General features: G+C 71.3%; 17 protein-coding genes and 1 pseudogene. 10 read left to right on the forward strand and 8 right to left on the reverse strand.

Annotation, left to right across the window (positions count from 1 at the left end; all coding sequences use genetic code 11):
* The first annotated feature begins 90 nt into the window (after window positions 1-90).
* Both QQM39_RS43135 and QQM39_RS43140 read left to right on the forward strand, forming a co-directional pair.
* Window positions 91-855, forward strand: a complete 765-nt coding sequence (locus tag QQM39_RS43135) for a hypothetical protein (RefSeq protein ID WP_302003017.1) — start codon at window positions 91-93, stop codon at window positions 853-855.
* A gap of 135 nt (window positions 856-990) precedes the next feature.
* Entirely contained in the window at window positions 991-1,383 is a 393-nt protein-coding gene (locus tag QQM39_RS43140; RefSeq protein ID WP_302003018.1) for a VOC family protein, read from the forward strand.
* A 49-nt stretch (window positions 1,384-1,432) separates the two neighbouring features.
* Here the strand turns inward: QQM39_RS43140 and QQM39_RS43145 are convergent, their stop codons facing one another.
* Window positions 1,433-1,783: a hypothetical protein gene (locus QQM39_RS43145; RefSeq protein WP_302003019.1), complete on the reverse strand. Its 351-nt coding sequence runs from the start codon at window positions 1,781-1,783 to the stop codon at window positions 1,433-1,435.
* Window positions 1,784-2,023: 240 nt separating this feature from the next.
* Here QQM39_RS43145 and QQM39_RS43150 point away from each other — a divergent pair.
* Window positions 2,024-2,925: pseudogene (locus QQM39_RS43150) on the forward strand (PhzF family phenazine biosynthesis protein).
* A 102-nt stretch (window positions 2,926-3,027) separates the two neighbouring features.
* Here the strand turns inward: QQM39_RS43150 and QQM39_RS43155 are convergent.
* Window positions 3,028-3,687: a hypothetical protein gene (locus QQM39_RS43155; protein WP_302003020.1), complete on the reverse strand. Its 660-nt coding sequence runs from the start codon at window positions 3,685-3,687 to the stop codon at window positions 3,028-3,030.
* Window positions 3,688-3,779: 92 nt separating this feature from the next.
* On the reverse strand, window positions 3,780-4,790 hold the full coding sequence (locus tag QQM39_RS43160; protein WP_302003021.1) for a polysaccharide lyase family 1 protein: 1,011 nt from the start codon (window positions 4,788-4,790) through the stop codon (window positions 3,780-3,782).
* A gap of 269 nt (window positions 4,791-5,059) precedes the next feature.
* Between QQM39_RS43160 and QQM39_RS43165 the strand changes: the two genes are divergently transcribed.
* Window positions 5,060-8,251: a glycoside hydrolase gene (locus tag QQM39_RS43165; RefSeq protein ID WP_302003022.1), complete on the forward strand. Its 3,192-nt coding sequence runs from the start codon at window positions 5,060-5,062 to the stop codon at window positions 8,249-8,251.
* 15 nt (window positions 8,252-8,266) lie between these two features.
* Here QQM39_RS43165 and QQM39_RS43170 read toward each other — a convergent pair whose 3' ends face one another.
* Complete coding sequence (locus tag QQM39_RS43170; RefSeq protein ID WP_302003023.1) at window positions 8,267-9,025, reverse strand: peptidogalycan biosysnthesis protein; 759 nt, start codon at window positions 9,023-9,025, stop codon at window positions 8,267-8,269.
* Between the two features lie 255 nt (window positions 9,026-9,280).
* The gene (locus QQM39_RS43175; RefSeq protein WP_302003024.1) at window positions 9,281-9,721 is read right to left on the reverse strand and encodes a hypothetical protein; all 441 of its coding nucleotides are present in this window, start codon (window positions 9,719-9,721) and stop codon (window positions 9,281-9,283) included.
* Between the two features lie 2 nt (window positions 9,722-9,723).
* Here QQM39_RS43175 and QQM39_RS43180 point away from each other — a divergent pair, with 2 nt between their 5' ends.
* The gene (locus tag QQM39_RS43180; protein WP_302003025.1) at window positions 9,724-9,858 is read left to right on the forward strand and encodes a hypothetical protein; all 135 of its coding nucleotides are present in this window, start codon (window positions 9,724-9,726) and stop codon (window positions 9,856-9,858) included.
* A gap of 6 nt (window positions 9,859-9,864) precedes the next feature.
* Entirely contained in the window at window positions 9,865-10,203 is a 339-nt protein-coding gene (locus tag QQM39_RS43185; protein ID WP_302003026.1) for a hypothetical protein, read from the forward strand.
* 180 nt (window positions 10,204-10,383) lie between these two features.
* Here the strand turns inward: QQM39_RS43185 and QQM39_RS43190 are convergent, their stop codons facing one another.
* The 3 genes from QQM39_RS43190 to QQM39_RS43200 are packed head-to-tail and all read right to left on the reverse strand — an operon-like array spanning window position 10,384 to window position 13,115.
* Window positions 10,384-10,590 carry a hypothetical protein gene (locus tag QQM39_RS43190; RefSeq protein WP_302003027.1) on the reverse strand — a complete coding sequence of 69 codons (207 nt, stop codon included), beginning with the start codon at window positions 10,588-10,590 and terminating at the stop codon, window positions 10,384-10,386.
* Window positions 10,587-11,861, reverse strand: coding sequence for an ATP-grasp domain-containing protein (locus tag QQM39_RS43195; protein ID WP_302003028.1), 1,275 nt, complete (start codon window positions 11,859-11,861; stop codon window positions 10,587-10,589). Before QQM39_RS43195 ends, QQM39_RS43190 begins: the two co-directional genes overlap by 4 nt.
* Before the next feature lie 3 nt (window positions 11,862-11,864).
* Window positions 11,865-13,115 (reverse strand): ATP-grasp domain-containing protein, encoded by a 1,251-nt coding sequence (locus QQM39_RS43200; RefSeq protein WP_302003029.1) that lies wholly within the window; start codon window positions 13,113-13,115, stop codon window positions 11,865-11,867.
* Window positions 13,116-13,408: 293 nt separating this feature from the next.
* Here QQM39_RS43200 and QQM39_RS43205 point away from each other — a divergent pair, with 293 nt between their 5' ends.
* The 4 genes from QQM39_RS43205 to QQM39_RS43220 all read left to right on the forward strand — a co-directional run bounded on the left by QQM39_RS43205 (window position 13,409) and on the right by QQM39_RS43220 (window position 16,739).
* On the forward strand, window positions 13,409-13,936 hold the full coding sequence (locus tag QQM39_RS43205) for a DUF1152 domain-containing protein (RefSeq protein ID WP_302003030.1): 528 nt from the start codon (window positions 13,409-13,411) through the stop codon (window positions 13,934-13,936).
* On the forward strand, window positions 13,933-14,388 hold the full coding sequence (locus tag QQM39_RS43210) for a DUF1152 domain-containing protein (protein ID WP_302003922.1): 456 nt from the start codon (window positions 13,933-13,935) through the stop codon (window positions 14,386-14,388). The genes QQM39_RS43205 and QQM39_RS43210 overlap by 4 nt, the downstream gene beginning before the upstream one ends.
* Window positions 14,389-14,529: 141 nt before the next feature.
* The gene (locus QQM39_RS43215; protein WP_302003031.1) at window positions 14,530-14,874 is read left to right on the forward strand and encodes a hypothetical protein; all 345 of its coding nucleotides are present in this window, start codon (window positions 14,530-14,532) and stop codon (window positions 14,872-14,874) included.
* Between the two features lie 227 nt (window positions 14,875-15,101).
* Entirely contained in the window at window positions 15,102-16,739 is a 1,638-nt protein-coding gene (locus QQM39_RS43220) for a sigma-70 family RNA polymerase sigma factor (protein WP_302003033.1), read from the forward strand.
* The last annotated feature ends 37 nt before the right edge of the window (window positions 16,740-16,776 follow it).

The raw sequence follows: 16,776 nt of genomic DNA on the forward strand, positions 1-16,776 counted from the left end.
GCCAAGCGCCGCCGCAGACGGTGCCGGCGACCCCTTCGGACGGGGCCGCCCGGCCGGCATACCCGTCATCACTTCACCGGAGATCACGCAATGACTGCTCAGCAGCCCCTCACCTACGACGCGTTCATCGAACTCGCCGCCGCTGATCCAGCCGTCGTCGGCCTGGTCCTCAAGGGTTCCCGGGCCCACGACGGCATGACCACCGACCACTCCGACCACGACTTGTACGTCGTCCTCGCCGACGGCGCGGCAACGACGCTCACCCGGTTCACAGGTCACCGCACAGCAGAACTCGACCTCGTCATCGTCTCCCTCGACGCATTCCGTGCCGTCGGGATGCCCGGCTTCGAGCGGTACGCCCTTGCCCGCGCCCGGATCGTGCTCGACCGGCTGGACGGAGGAATCGCCGAGATCCTGGCGGACAAGGCACGGCTCGACGCCGACGAGGCCTTCCGGGACGCGGGTGGGTGGCTCGACGCCTACGCCAACTCCCTGTACCGCTCGATCAAGAACGACCGCGACGGACAAGCGCTCGCGGCCCGCCTCGACGCCGCCGACAGCGTCCGTTTTCTCCTGGAACTGCTCTTCGCTCTCGACCGTCGCCCCCGCCCCTACAACAAATACCTGGAGTGGGAGCTGGCCCGTTTCCCGCTGCCCGACTGGGACACCGGCATGCTGCTCGCCGCCGTGGACCGCATCTCGGCCACAGGCGACGTGTCCACCCAGCGCCGTCTCTTCGCGCACGTCGAGGCGTCGGCCCGGCGGGCCGGGCACGGCGCGGTGCTGGACGCCTGGGGCGAGGACCTGGACTTGATGCGTCAGCATCCGCAACGGGAAGGCGCGCGAACTCCTTGAGACACGGCCGTCGCTTCGTGCGGGTGAAGGACGCACGCCATCCGGACGCCGCCCGCGCGGCGCGCGGGCGGCGTCGGCGCCGTGTGGTGTGCCCTGAGAGGTCAGAACGGCTCACCCGTGAAGGAGACACACACCATGCTCGGACAATCGCAGGCCTTCAGCGGCTTCTCGGTCGACGACCTCGGCGAGGCCCGCCGGTTCTACGGTGAGGTACTCGGCCTCGAGGTGGAGGAGACCGGCGAGGGGGACATGCGGATGCTGCTCGTCAAGCTCGGCAGCGGTGCGCGGGTCTTCGTCTACCCCAAGGAGCAGCACACCCCCGCGACGTTCACGATTCTCAACTTCCCCGTGGACGACATCGAGGCCGCGGTCGGCGAACTGGAGAGGCGCGGCGTGACCCTGGAGCGCTACGCCGGGTTCGACCATGACGAGAAGGGCGTCGTCCGGGTCGGCAACGGCGGCCCTGCGGCGATCGCGTGGTTCACCGACCCCGCGGGGAACGTTCTCTCCGTACTCCAGGAGAACTGACCGACCGTACGGTGCCGCTCCGGCTCCCGGCACGCAGGGACAGCGACGGTCACAGCGTGAAGCTGATGACCTGTCCGTCGCGCTCGATGGTGGCGCCGCTGATGTTGAGGGAGTCGTAGCGGCCGTGGCTGCTGAAGACCTGGACCCACTGACCGGCCGGGACGGTGACGGAGATGTCCTTCGCCCGGCCGACGGTGAAGTCGCTGTGGCAGGTGTAGACGCCCGCGGTCTGGGTCATGACCGAGTCCCCGTCGGTGATCGTGACGCGGAGCGTGGCGGTGACGTCGGCCTGGGCGGTGGCCGCCGACGCGGGCGTCGCGAGGGTCCGCGCGCCTGCCGCTGCGAGCCCTGCGGCCAGGGCGGAGACGCGGGTACGGCGGAGAGCGGGACGAAGACGCATGAAGAACTCCGGATTCTCGGCTCCGGGCGCACGGCTGCGCCGGAGTGGGGGTGCCTCGAACGGTTGCCCGACGCCGTGGGGAAGCGCCGTCACGGATTATTGAACGTTCCACATCTCATGCGCCCCATCAGCTTCGGCCATGTTCATGTGCAACGGCAGACACGTACTCGACCCGTGATTGGCTCCCCGGTGCCGGGACGCGCGGGAATCGGTGCGCCGGCGCGCCGGTTGTCGTACGGCATGGAGATCAACGAGCGGGCCGACGGCGCCCCCGATGTGCTGCACTACACCGCGTTCTCGACCCACCCGGACGGCGGCAACCCGGCCGGCGTGGTCCTGGACGCCTCAGGCCTCGACGACGCCGAGATGCTGGAGATCGCCGCCCGCTTGGGTTACAGCGAGTCCGCGTTCCTGACCGGTCCGCCCGAGGAACTGAAGGAACTGGTCGGGGAACCAGGGCGGGCCTTCACCATCCGTTACTTCAGTCCTCAGGCGGAGGTTGCCGCTTCTGCGGCCATGCCACCGTCGCAGCCTCCGTGGCGCTGGCCGAGCGGATCGGTCCGGGCGATCTGGTCTTCGCCACCCGGGCGGGCACGGTGCCGGTGACCGTCAGCGGTGAGGCGGACGGCACGCTCCGGGCGACCTTGACGAGCGTGGAGCCCCGCGTCGAAGAGATCGCGGAGGAGGAACTGGCCGAGGCCCTGGCGGCGCTGGGCTGGCCCTCGGCCGACCTCGACCCGCTGCTGCCGCCCCGCATCGCCTTCGCCGGCGCCCGCCATCTGGTGCTGGGAGCCGGCAGCCGGGAGCGGCTCGCGGACCTCTCGTACGACTTCGATCGGCTCGCCGCCCTGATGCGGAAGCTGGACCTGACGACCGTGCAGCTGGTGTGGCGCGCCGCGGACACCGTCTTCCACGTCCGCGATCCCTTCCCCGTCGGCGGTGTCGTGGAGGACCCGGCCACCGGTGCCGCGGCCGCCGCATTCGGGGCGTACGCGCGTGAACTCGCCCTGGTCCCCGCGGAGTCGGTGCTCACCCTGCACCAGGGCGAGGACATGGGCAGGCCGGGTGTGCTCACCGTGACCCTGCACGCCGGCGACCCGAAGGTCCGGGTCGGTGGCGCGGGCACCCGGATGCCCCGGTGACCCAGGGAGAGCGGAGCTCCTCGACGCCGTAAGGATCCGCCGGGAGGGTCGGTCCCGGGAGCGGCTCCGGCCCCGGGCTGCCCCGGGCACCAACCCCTCGGATCACAGGCCGTCGCGCACCATCGCGGCGACGATCTGGACGTGGCGGTCGGCCGCCGTGTTCGAGAACTCGTTGTCGTAGTTCAGGCCGTACGGCCAGAAGTGGCCGCCGCCGGTGGAGATTTTGGCGCTCGCACCGTCGAACTGCCGGACCAGCGCGGTGGCCTGCGCGCCGGTCCAGGTGCCGTTGCCGCCGAGGCGGGACCAGCCCGAGCTCGTCCCCACGCCGATGGTGTGGGCGATCTCGTGCAGCGCGGTCCGCTCGGTCATATAGCTGCGGTTGCCGAAGCGGATGGTTCCGTTGATGTTGCCGTCGGCGGTGGGCACGCCCGGGTCGTAGCGGACGGTGATGGTCTTGCCGAGGTCGCTGAGGTTGTTGTAGCGGGCCACCGCGGTGTTCATGGCCCTGGTGATGAGGTCGTAGGCCGTGCGCTGGTCCTCGGTGGGGTTGGCGGCCCGTTCGAGGGTCCAGGTGATGGTGGCCGCCGCCGATATCTGCCCCTGCGGTGCGGATGCCGACGCCGATGCCGGCGCGGTCTGCGGGGTGGCCTGCGCGATGCCGGGGCCTGCCAGTACGGCTGCCGCCAACGCGGCGACGACCGCCTTGGTGCGCCAGGGCAGGGGCGTGTGCCGAGTGGGCAGCGGAGCTCGTCGTGAACTCATCGGGGGTCCTCCTGTGGGGGGTTGGTCGTCGCGTGTGTGGGGGGCGACGGTTGATCAGCGCGTCCGCTGAGGAAGGATGCGGGCGGAGCCGGTCAGGTGGTGTCGATCCTCCCGACTCCCGCCCCGGCCTGTACGAGGGAGGGCACGTCGGTCACGCGGTCCAGCGTGTACGCGTAGTAGGTGCGCGGCTCGGTCACGGTTCCGTTGGTCTCGCAGGCACCCGTCCCGGTGCCGGCGAAGACGTTGTCGCGCTGGACCAGCCGGCCCGGTCCGGACTCGTCGTAGCCACTGGCCGAGTAGCAGGGGTGGGGGACGGCGTCGAAGTAGTTGCCCTCGACCAGCACGCCGGCGTTCATGGTCGACGCGATGCCGTACACCGCGTTGCCCTTGTAGTAGTTGTTGTAGACGTGCACCGGTTCACCGAACCGCACCCGCGGATGCCGCTGTCGCGATCCGTCGAAGAAGTTGTGGTGGATGGAGACCTTCAACTTGCCGGTGTCCTGGGCGCTGTTGGCGTCGGAGTGGCCGAGCAGCATGGACTTGTCGGTCTTGTTGAACCAGTTCCACGACACGGTGACGTACTGGGAGCCGCGGACGATGTCGACCGCCCCGTCGACCGCGGCGACGAACTCGTTGTGGTCGATCCAGATGTGGTGCGACTCCTGGCCGATGTTGACGGCGTCGTCCTCGGCGTTCGTGAACCTGATGTTGCGCACGATGACGTTGTAGGAGCGGTAGAAGTCCAGGCCGCCACCGTTGATGACGGCCGAGGAACCCACTCCGAGGATCGTCTTGTCGGGGCGTACGCCCTGCTTGCTGGTGATGTCGATGGTGCCCTGGACCCGGATGACCAGTGGGCCGGTCGTGTCGATGTACTCCAGGAACTGCTCGGTGGTGGTGGCGGTCACGGTCGGGCCTCCGGCTCCGCCGGTGGTGCCGTTCTGGCCGAGCGCGTCGACGGCGGCGAAGCCGGTGGGGGACGTCTCCGCCGGCGGTGCCGGTGTCTTCTCGGCGGCGGTACCGGACGGCACCGTCATCGCGCCGAGCAACAGGGCGAGCGTGAGAGCGGGGACGACGCGTCCGGCGCGTGACGACGACCTCATGTAGTTCCTCCCGGGGCGAGGGGCGGATCTTGTTCGGTCGTGCGAAAACGGAGATGGGCACGGCGGTCGGACCGGAGGCGGAAAGCGCTTTCACGGGTGTCCCGGAGAGTAATGAGATGCCTTGAGCATGTCAACGAAATCGCCGGACCCGCACGTCCGGCCCCAACTCGCCCGCCATCTTGACGAGTTCATTACCGTCCCGGAGCATGCCCTGAGCACGATTCCTTCTGTTCGGTTCTGTTCAGCTCTGTGTTGTGGAAGGGAGTGCCGTGACCCAACGGCATCGCATCGTCCGGGCCCTGGCGTCGACGGTCCCTCTGGTGCTCGGCGCGAGTCTCGTGGCTGCCGCGCCCGTGGCGAACGCGGCGGCCCCGGCCCCGCGGAGCGCGGTCACCGTGCGGATCGACCCCTCCTACCAACAGCAGGAGTTCGAGGGCTGGGGCACGAGCCTCGTCTGGTTCGCCAACGCGACGGGCGGCTACCCGGAGCCCATCCGAAGACGGCTCGTGGACATGCTGTTCGGCGCGGACGGTCTGCGCCTCAACATCGCCCGGTACAACATCGGCGGTGGCAACGCCCCCGATGTCCGCAAGGACTACATGAAGACCGGCGCCACCATGGAGGGCTTCTGGAAGGCCCCCGAGGGAACCACCCAGAAGGACATGGACTGGTGGGACCCGAACAACCCCGACCACTGGAACTGGGACGCCGACGCAGGCCAGCGCTGGTGGGTGGACCAGATCAAGGACAAGGTCGACCGCTGGGAGGCGTTCAGCAACTCGCCGCCCTGGTTCCAGACGGTCAGCGGTTATGTCTCCGGCGGTTTCGACGCGAGCGCCGACCAGATCCGCGCGGACCGCGTCGACGACTTCGCGACCTACCTGACGCGTGTGACGGACCGTCTGGAGCAGGCGCACGGCATCGAGTTCGACACCATCGCCCCCCTCAACGAGCCCAACACGCCCTACTGGGGCACCCAGCTCGGAGCGGACGGCCAGCCCACGGGCGGCCGCCAGGAGGGCGCCCACGCGGGCCCCGAGCTCCAGCAGAAGGTGGTCCTCGCACTTGACGAGGCCCTCGAAGGGGCACGCACCGACGCCGAGATCTCCGCGATGGACGAGACGAACCCCGGCATCTTCACCGAGAACTGGAACGCCTACGGCACCCCCGCCCGAGCCGCTGTCGACCAGCTCAACGTGCACACCTACGGCACGGGCCGGCGCACCAGCGCACGCGACATCGCCAAGGGCGCGGACAAGAAGCTGTGGATGAGCGAGGTCGAGGGCACCTGGGGTACCGGCACCGACTTCACCGGCATGGAGCCTGGGCTCGGCATCGCGACCCGGATGGTCGACGACATGCGGGAACTGGAGCCCGCCGCCTGGGTGTTCTGGCAGCCGATCGAGGACGCGATCCCACAGGCCGCCGCGGGCAAGAACTGGGGCAGCATCCACGTGCCGTTCACCTGCACGGCCGAGGACACCCTGGAGACCTGTCCGGTCCGGGCCAACTCCAAGTTCCACACCATTCGGAACTTCACCCACTACATCCGTCCCGGCGACCACTTCGTGAAGGCCGACGACCCGTCGAGCGTCGCCGCGGTGCGGCAGAACGGCCGTACGGCGACCGTGGTGCACGTGAACGGCGGCGCCTCCGCGCGCTCGGTGACCCTCGACCTCTCGCGCTTCGGCAAGGTCGCGCCGCGGGCCACCGTCACGCCCGTGGTGACGAGCACCGACGGCGCCCTCGTACGGGGCACCCCCGTCCCGGTGACCGACCGCTCGGCCACGCTCACCGTCCCCGCCAAGTCGGTCACGACCTTCCTGGTCGAGGGAGTCGGCGGAGTGGCGCGGGATGCCGCTCTCGTTCAGCCCGGGCATGTCTACCGGCTCCAGGGGGCGCAGAGCGGCAAGTCGTTGGCGCCGTCGGACGACGGCAGCGGCGTCGTCATCCGGGCGACCGACCCCGGCAGCGCCGAACAGCTGTGGTCCGTCCGGAAGTTGACGCGCGGCACCGACAACCGCGAGCGCTACGCCCTCACCAGCGCCAGGACCGGCAAGCGGCTCGCCGTACGCGACAATCAAGCCGTCCTGGAGGAGCCGGAGAGCGGCCAGGTCCCCGAAGCCGCGCAGTGGATCATGTCGACGACCGGCGACGGCACATGGACGTTCGTCAACGCCGCCACCGGCCGCCTGATCGACGTCACCGGGCAGTCGACCGCGGACGGCGCCAAGGTGTCCACGTACACCCCGACCTCGGCGGCGAACCAGCGCTGGACCGTGACCGACGAGACCGTGCTGCGCACCGCCGCGGCCGAAACGTTCACCGTCCCCGACCTGCGGCCCGAGCTGCCGACGACGGTGACGCCGGTGTTCCGGGACGGCGCCCGGGGCGCGCTGCCCGTCGTGTGGAGCCTTCCGCCGGACCGGACGTGGCGCGATCCGGGCACGGTGCGGGTCAGGGGCGAGGCGACCGACCCTCTCGGGCGGAAGATCCCCGCGCTCGCCGTCGTCACCGTCGACACGATCGCCTCCACCCTTCCCGGACGCGCCAAGACCTATCTGGGCGGCACGCCGGACCTCCCGGCCACGGTCGTCGGCATCGGCCGCAACGGCGGCCGGGCCGACCTTCCGGTGACCTGGGAGCCGGCCCCCGACGGGGTGTTCGACACGGCCGGCGTCGTGACCCTGCGCGGCGTCGCCCGGGTCGTCGGCGGCGACGAGGTCGACGCGGCCGTGCGGGTGCAGGTCACGGGACCGGTGGAGACCAACATCGCCGCGGACGACGGCGTCTCGGTCGCCGCCACCTTCACCGAGAGCGGGTACTCCGCGGAGCGCCTGCGCAACGGCGACCTGTCCGAGAAGGCCTGGTCCAACTGGAAACCGGGGAACACCAAGAACCCCTCCGACACCGTCACCTTCACGCTGCCGAAGCCACGCGACCTGAACCGCATCGTCGCGCACTTCTACCGGGACGGGAGCAGCGCCTCCATCCCCGAGAGCCTGAAGGTGCAGGTCAGGGCGGCCGACACCGGCACGTGGACCGACGCGGGCGACCCCGTCACGGTCGGGACCGAGGGCACCCCGGTCGTCGACGTCCCGCTGGCGACGGGACCGGCCTCCGAGGTGCGCGTCGTCATGACCGCGCGTCAGGGCGGCTACCTCACCATGAGCGAGATCGAGGTGTACGCCAAGAGCACCGGGGCCTCCTCGGATGCCGCCGCCGCGTCCGTCGAGGTGGCCGGAGAGGCGATCCCCGCCTTCGACCCGGACACGACCACCTACCGGGTCGTCACCGGCGCCCCGAGCCGGAGCCGGGTCACGGCGACGGCACGCGACCCCTACGCGACGGTCGCCGTCGACCGTCTCGACGAGCCCGGCGGGGCCGTGACGGTCGTCTCCGTGACCAGTGAGGACGGGTCACGGACACGGACGTACCGGATCCATCTCGTACGACGCTGAGGTTGTCGTCAGAGGTCAAGCGCCTCCGCCCGGGTGCGGGTCATGCAGCGCGTACAGCCCGCTGACACGCGCACCGCGCAGGCGCTTGGCCTCGATGGCCTTTATCCCCGCGTGCAGGGCGGTGCTGCCCTGGCGGTACGCGTCCTCGATGGGCGCGTAGCAGGTGAGGGGGAAGTACGCGAAGGGAGCCGGGCGTTCGGGGTCGATGCCGACGGCGCGCAGCCATGTGGTGTCGCCCTGGTGGTAGTAGAGGCAGAAACCGGTCATGAGGGGACCGTCGTAGGCGGCGACCACTCGGGCGTGGTCGCCCATGGCGTCGGCCTGTCGTTTCAGCAGGCTCGTCATGGCGTCGGTGTCGTCGCCGTGACCGTGCGACTTCTGCAGCGCCGCGAGGAGTCGCCCCGCGTCCTGGTAGCAGTCGGCGAGGCGTTGGTGACGTACGTCGAGTCCGGCCGCTGCGAATGCGGCGCGTTCGTGACGTATCGCCACGCGGCGCTTGGACGGCAGTGAGGCCAGACAGTCGTCGAAGCCGGTGCCGGGCAGCGGAATCGTCGCGTCGTCCGCCATGCGGCGCGGGGTTGTGCCGTACAGCGGCGCGAGCCGTCGCGCGGCGGGCTCGGTCAGATAGGGCCACCAGTGACCGGTCCCGTGCCGCTCGGCGTGGCCGCGTGCCGCCGCGCCGAGCAGCGCCAGGCAGTGGGTGTCGAGGTCCGCGGGAAGGCGCGGGTCGGTCAGAGGCGTGTTGTGGTAGCCGCGCCGGGCGCCTGCGATCACCCGCGGTCTCTCCGTGCCGGGCGGCAGGTGCGTGGGCTCGTAGTAGGTGTTGGGGTTCGCGGTGCACCAGATACAGGGGCGCGGCCGCGACGAGGGCGCCGTCGTGGTCCCGGATCAGTGCGTACGAGGCGGTCGCGGTGGGGGCGCGCTCCTCCCCGGCGAGCCAGCGGTGGGACCGGTACACCCCCGCGTGCTGCGCGAGCCGGTCCCAGGCCGCCACGGGCACGGCATGGACGCTGCTGACGATCTCGGTCTTCATGTGCGCTTCCTTCCGCCCTGCGGGGCAGGGGACTTGAGGGCCGGATCGCGACGAGGGCCATGAGACACGCCGCGCCCTGCACGGTCCAGGGCAGCAGCGCGTGGGTGTCGAGGAGACCGGTGAACAGCGCGGGGGCGGCGATGTTGCCCGCGGACCAGGAGAGTTTGGTACAGGCTCTGCCTGCTGCCGCGCGCGGCGCTCGGGGTGAGCGTGACGGACAGTTCGCCGACGGCCGGCGCGTAGAAGATCTCGGCCAGGCTGAACAGGACGATCGCGGTGACCAGAGCGGGCCATGCGGGGATGTCGGCCGTGGGCAGCGCGGGCGCGGCGAACGCGACCATGGCGCACACCAGCGGGACATGCCCCAGGGCGAGGGTGCGCCGCGGTTCCTCGGGGGCGGCGTGTGCCGTCAACGAGCTGGTGAGCGTGGAGACCATAGGTGTTCACCACCAGCAGGATGCTCGCGGACCAGGCGGGCAGCCCGAGCGTCTCGGTGGCGTACACGGCGATGAGCACCGACAGCATGGCCTGGGACAGGATGAAGGGGATGTTGCACGTCACCAGGAGCAGGTAGCGGCGCATGCCGCCGGCCTCGGCCCCCTTGCGGGCCGCGCGGCCATCGCTCGGCGGCTTCTCGGGGGCGGTGGCGTTGGCGGCGTTGGCGGCGGTGGCCATGGTGGCGGCGGGCGGGGGGCTCGTGGGCACGCGGGCGAAGCAGAGCGCCGCCGGCAGATACAGCGGCGCGGCCGTGACGACGAGCCATGTCAGGGCCTTCGTGCCGAACAGGGCGAGCGCCCCGGCCGCCAGCAGCGCCCCGGCCCCGATGCCGACGTTGCGCAGGCTGCCGGTGAACGCGAACCAGCCGCGCGTCTCCGCGGCCGGCGCGGCGTGCAGGATCAGCGTGCGCTGCGCCGTGTAGGAGGCGTTGACGCCGGACTGCACCAGAAGGTGGGCGCCGGCGATCTGCCAGGGCCGCTCGGCGAGGAGGAAGGAGAGAAAGCCGGCGGCGCTGACGACGTTGGCGGTGACGGTGACGTGCTTGGGGCCGGGCCGTGCCGGTCCATGAACCGGCCGGCGGCGAAGACAGCGGGCAGGGCGGTCAACTGGCCCACGGTGACGGCGGCTCCGACCGCGCGAGGGGCAGATCGCGCAGGGCCGTGAAGTACAGCAGGCCGAGCGGCAGGAGCATGCCGTTGCCGAGGGAGTCGATGAGGTTGCCGGTGATGAACCGGCCGTGGCCGCGGGTGACCGGAAGGCCGAGCAGGCGACGCAACCGGGGCGCTCGGGGCGTGGCGGTGCCGGTCATGGGGTGAGCAGGGCTCGGATCTTGCCCAGGACCTCCTGACGTGGCCAGCCCGCTGTCCGGTGCAGTTCCTCCAGCTGCTTGACGGTCTGCCGCTCCTCGCCCTCGGCGAGGGTGAACACGACGATGTCTCCGTGGCTGGTGTCGTCGATGACCAACTCGTGGGCACTGACCAATTTCAGACGGTCCGTCAGCTCAGCGCGTACCGACTCCGGCAGGCGCTCGGGAGAGAGGAACTCGATGGCCCATCCCGTACGTCGCACAGGGGCCGGGGTGTACGCGCCGCGGGCCATGTCGGTCAGGGCGACGAAGGTGTTGGTGCCGGAGGCGGCGCAGGACAGCGTGGTGGCGCCGCCGATCCGCGGATTGATCTCCAGGACCACGTACCGCGCACCGGTGTAGATCATGTCGACGTTGACGGAGCCGTGGACGCCGAGTTCCTCGCACAGGCCGATCAGCTTGGCCGCGACGGGTGCGAAGTCGGCGTCGGCCTGCGGCCGGGGGCCGCACCAGCGCAGGTCGGCGAAGGTGAACACGGGCTCGGTGCCTGCCGTGCCCGTCCAGCACACCGGCAGTACGCGGTACTTGCCGGGCTCGCCCACGATGTCCACCGAGCACAGCGCGCCGGCGACGCATTCCTCGATCACCGCCGACACCTCGGGCGGGTCGGCGAGATACGCGTCCAGGGCGGCGGCGGCGTCGGGCAGGGCCCTGATCCCCATGCCGGTGGAGTCCCACAACGGCTTGGACAGGAGCGGGTAGCCGATGCCGGCGGCGGATGCGCGCAGGGCGTCCGCGTAGGCGGGAAACGCCACGCCGCGCCCGGCGAGCAGATCGGAGTCGACCTTGACGCCCCGCGGGGTGTCCAGGCCCGCGCGCAGGAGGAATTGCTTGGTCTCCCACTTGTCGCACAGGGCCAGGGTCGACGGGAGCGGGGTCATGACCGTGGGGATGCCCTGGGCGTCGAGGAGTTCCTTGACGGTGGCGTCCCGCAGGGCGTTCTCGCACGGTAGGGAGATGGAGACGGCGGCGTCCGCGCCCCACCGCGCGACCTCCCGGGCGAATTCGGCGGGGGTGGCGGCGGCGTCGAGGCGGCGGCGCTCGCCGGGGAAGTCCCCGTCGCCGGCCGTGCCGTGGGTGTGGAACAGGCAGCTCTCGATACCGAGTTCAGCCAGGTCGAGGACGCATCGCTGGATGTACGGGTCGGCGCGGCGGATCTCCACGGACCGCAGGAACGCGATCTTCTGTACGGGGTTCTGTCCGGGACTGCGCACGGCTCAGCTCACTTTCACCCGGGAGTCGGCGAGCACCTGGTCGGCGAGCCGGCGGGCCTCTTCGACGGACGCGGCCCGCGCCACGACGTGCCCCACCCGCCCGGAACTGTCGGCCGGTTCGGGCACGCGCTCCCCGGGCCGGACATGGACCTGGCTGTGGGTGCCGGGCACGTCGGGGATGACGACCTCCTCCACCACCCCCGCCCGGTCGGGCAGCAGGAAGAGCAGCGCGGCCGCCGCTTCGCGGGTCGGTGCGGTGTGCGGCACCTGCCCGGTCACGGCCTGCAGATAGGCGCTCGCCTCGCTGACGCCGGTCGCGGCCTCGACGATCTCGCAGATGTTGTCCCCGGGCAGCCGGGCCCCGGTCTCGATCACGACCGGTTCGCCGCCCGGGGGGATCTTCACCTCGGTGTGGGCGATGCCGTCGCGCACGCCGACGGCGAGCGCGGCGCGCGCCGCGGTGTGCTGGATCGCCCGTACCGTGTGCGGGTCGAGCCCGGCAGGGCAGGAGTGCCCGGTCTCCACCCGATAGGTGCCCGCCGTGGTGTCCTTGCGGACCACGGGCAGCGGGTAGGGCACGCCCTCGTGCACGACCGTGTCGGCGGAGAACTCCTCGCCGGGCACATAGCTCTGCAGCAGCACCCGCGAGTCCAGCGGCAGACCGTGCGGCTCGGCACGGGTGAACCGCCCGGCGGCGGCCACCGCGGCATCGAGTCCGTCCGGGCCCGCCACCACACTCACCCCCCAGGAGCCGCCCTGCTCGGCCGGTTTGACGACGAGCGGCCACCCCAGCCGTCCGGACGCGGCGACGTGATGGGCCTGTTCGGCGGTGGCGACCACCGCGTCCGCCGGGGCCGGCACGCCCGCCGTTCGGAACGCCTGCGCCATGGCGATCTTGTTGCGGGCGGCCTTGGCGCGCAGCGGATCGTTGCCCGGTAGCCCGAGGCGTGCGGCGAGCATGGCCGCCAGGGGGGTCAGCAACTCCCAGCAGGCCGCGACACCCACGATGCGATGCGTACGGCAGAACGCCTCCATGTCGTCCAACGCCCATGCGGTATCGGCGAGTTCGGTCAGGCACACCCCGGCGAGAGCGCGGGTCAGCCAGGTCTCGTAGCCGGCGTGCACCCGCTCGTCGGTGGCCGCGTACAGCCGTATGCCCAAACGGGCCGCGGCCTTCACCAGGAAGGGGCCCGCGTTGCCCATGGGCTCGATCACCATCACGCCGGTCACGTCCGGCTCGTCGCTGCTGTCCACGCGCCCAGTGGATCGGTCGCGGTGGCGCACCGTCCATCGGGCTGTTCTCTGAAAAGAACTCCCTGCTGACAGAGCCGAGTTGGCGGAACCCACAACCCTGACGCCCCTGTGGCGTGGGGGAGTTGGTGCAACGGCGTGTCCCTGCTCGGCCTCGGTGTCGGCGCCCGCTCTACGAGGGCCTGCGCGAAGCCAACGCGCGGGCGCGCAGGAACATGGGTACGCCGGTCCGCATCACTGGGATCGGCACGGCCCGGGAGACCGCGTGAGCGACCTGTTCGTCGCCGCGGGCGGCGGTGGGGACACCGTGGGCACCGCGATCACCGCGGCCACCGTGGGCCGCGCCCTCACCGGCACACCCCTCGGCGGGACCGCGATCGCCACGTACGCCTGGGAACGCCTGGGAACGCCTGGAAGCCGACCCCACCCCCGGCCCCCTCGGAGCCGTCCACTTCACGGGTCTCGACCTCCGAACCGGCGTACCGGTGATCGCCCCCGCCACACGGCCGATCGCCCCCGCCGGCTCCACGCTGCCCGACCTGGCCGCGGACCTCACCGCCCGCCTGGTCCTCCTCGACCTCTGGCAGGGGCCGACCGCGCCGGCCGAGCAGATCCGACGCCTCGCGGACGCGGGACACGACCACGTCCGCATCGTCGACGTCGGCGACATCCTCACGCACGGCGACGAGGACACCCTGTGCAGACCCCTGGTGGACGCGCTGGTCCTCGCCGCCTGCAGGATCGCCGGGGTGCCCGCCACCATGTACGTCGCGGGTCCGGGAACCGACGGGGAGATCCCCAGGAGGATGTCCTGGACCGCCTGAACGGCGACGTTCTCACCCCCCTCGCACAGGACGTCGCCGCGATCCGGACGGCCCTGTCCTGGCACCCCTCGGAAGCGTCCGCCCTGTTCGCGGCGGCCGTCGACGGCGTACGCGGACCGGTCCGCACGGTGAACCACCTCATCCCGCTCACGGACGCCTCCGCCCGCATCCACTCCACCGGCCTGGACGACGCCCTCGCCCACAACACGGTCCCCGCCAACCTGCTCGACGTACTGCCGCCGACCTTGGAAGCCGCCGCCGACCTCTCGGCCGAACCCACGCGGATCCACGAGCTCGACCGGGAGCGCGTCGCGGCAGCGGAGCCGCCGGCACCCGCCCGGGCAGCCCTGCCCTGGAGCGCACAGGCCGCACGGGAGGCGGTACGGGACGCGGCCCAAGGCGCACCTCACGTCACCCTCCGCTTCGCCGCCCGCACTCTCGGCATGACGTAGCGTCAGATACCGCGCCCACGCGCTCTGTTGGCCGTCGAAGGGCCGGTGCTGACCTTGCCCTGACCCCGAAAAGGTGGTTCGGCGCCGGAGGGCCCCCGGCGCCGAACCGACCGACCGATTACTGCGACCCGCTACTGAACGATGACGCGGAACTGTTGGTTCGCGCTACTGCTGTCGCTCCATTACAAGGCCATCCGCTCGGAGATCCCCGAGAGCCTTCCCTTCTGGCCGTTCGGCCTTCCCTCATGGGAGGACGCCTGGATCGCTTACGGCTGGCGCGGCCAGGACCAGTACAAAGCCGACGAGAGTGCCCGAACCATCCCGATCCCTCACCTACGAGGCACCCACCCGCATCCCACGCCGCTCTACCCCGCCACCTTCGACGCCACCGCGGCCTGGGACGCCGCCGAGGCCCGACTCACCGTCTCCCTTCCCCGCCGCAACACCGCTGTCCTGCTCCGCCTCGACGTGGCGTCACCGACATAGGCCGCGAAGGGTGACGAGTGAGGACGTACGGGTGCGAGTCCGCGGTCCCGTGCCGACGTCCCGATGCTCTCGGTGCCCCTCGATGTGACTTTGCCCATTGCGCCGCCCGCCGGGCCCCGTGAGTCTCTCTTGGAACATGCGTCCGAAGAACTGTTATCCCGGGCCCGCCGATCGATCTCCCACGTATCGGACAGCATCGTTCGGCGTCGAGGACAGGGAAGTTTTTGATGAGTGCAGAGCGCGCGAGGGAGTCGGCGGCACTGGTGGCCGCTGCCCGAAACGGCGATTCGAAGGCTCAGGACGCCCTGGTCGGCGCGTACCTTCCGCTGGTCTACAACGTTGTGGGCCGGGCCCTGAACGGCTCGGTCGACGTCGACGACGTGGTGCAGGAGACCATGCTCCGGGCCCTCGACGCGCTGAACGGTCTGCGTGACCCCGAGAGCTTCCGCTCCTGGCTCGTGGCCATCGCCATGAACCAGGTACGGGCCCACTGGCACGATCGGCAGTCGGCCCCGGGCCCCGTCGAGGAGGCCCAGGAGCTCGCGGATCCGGGCGCCGACTTCGTGGACCTGACGATGCTCCAGCTCCAGCTGTCCGGGCAACGACAGGAGACCGCACGCGCGACCCGCTGGCTGGAGCCCGACGACCGAGGCCTGTTGTCGCTCTGGTGGCTGGAGTGCGCCGGCGAGCTGACCCGGTCCGAGGTGGCCGCGGCCCTGGAGCTGTCGCCGCAGCACACGGCGGTCCGGGTGCAACGGATGAAGGCGCAACTGGAGGCGGCCCGCGTGGTGGTGCGGGCGCTCGACGCACGGCCGCGCTGCCAGGAGCTGCGGGGTGTGGTGGCGTCCTGGGACGGCCGGCCCTCGGCGCTGTGGCGCAAGCGAATAGCCCGGCATGCCCGCAGTTGCGTTCATTGCTCCGGTTTGTGGAGCGGGTTGTTGCCCGCGGAAGGGCTGCTGGCCGGTCTGGCGCTGGTCGCCGCGGCGCCCGCGCTGTTGGAGAGCGTGCTCTCGGCCTCCGGCGGGATGGCCCTGGCCGGCTCGGCGTCCCGGCTGTCCGCGTCCGCGGACCGTGGCAGACCGGGCCCGGGGTCCGGACAGCGCGGCGGGCACGGCCGGGCCGCCTCCCGCAGTGCGGCCCGTCGACGCCGGCGCATCCGCCGTCGGGTCGTCGGAGGTGCCGTCGTGGCGGCCTGCGTGGCGGGTGGCGGGCTGTGGTACTTCGACACGGATCCCGGGACGGGGAACGAGGAGGCGACCGCCGCGTGGACCGCGGGCGCTCCCGACGTGGACCTCCAGGAAGTCATCCCCGTCGAGACCTCCCCGTCCGCCTCGAAGTCCCCGTCGCCGTCCGCGTCGCCATCGAAGAAGGCGAGCCCCTCCAAGACCCCCCGCCCGACGAAGAAGAGCGTGCCGACTCCCCGGCCGTCCATTCGGCCGACTCGGAGCGCGTCCAGTACCCCACAGACACAGCCGACCCCGACGGGCGCCGTCGCGCAGGTGGTCGCCCTGGTGAACAAGGAGCGGTCGGCCGCCGGCTGCGGTCCCGTCACGGAGGACCCGCAGCTGAATCAGGCCGCACTGGGCCACTCCGAGGACATGGACGCCCGTGACTTCTTCGACCACACCAACCCGGACGGCGCCGACCCCGGGCAGCGCATCACCGCCGCGGGCTACACCTGGTCCACGTACGGGGAGAACATCGCGCGGGGCCAGCAGACCCCGGAGGCGGTGATGGACTCCTGGATGAACAGCCCAGGCCACCGCGCCAACATCCTCAACTGCTCGTTCAAGGACATCGGCGTGGGTATCCACGAAGGTGCGGGTGGCCCGTGGTGGACCCAGAACTTCGGCGCCAAGCAATGAGGCCGTGGGCGGTCACGTCGGGGTCGGCGCGTACGCC

Source organism: Streptomyces sp. DT2A-34 (assembly GCF_030499515.1).
In the GTDB taxonomy this organism is placed as follows: Bacteria; Actinomycetota; Actinomycetes; order Streptomycetales; family Streptomycetaceae; genus Streptomyces.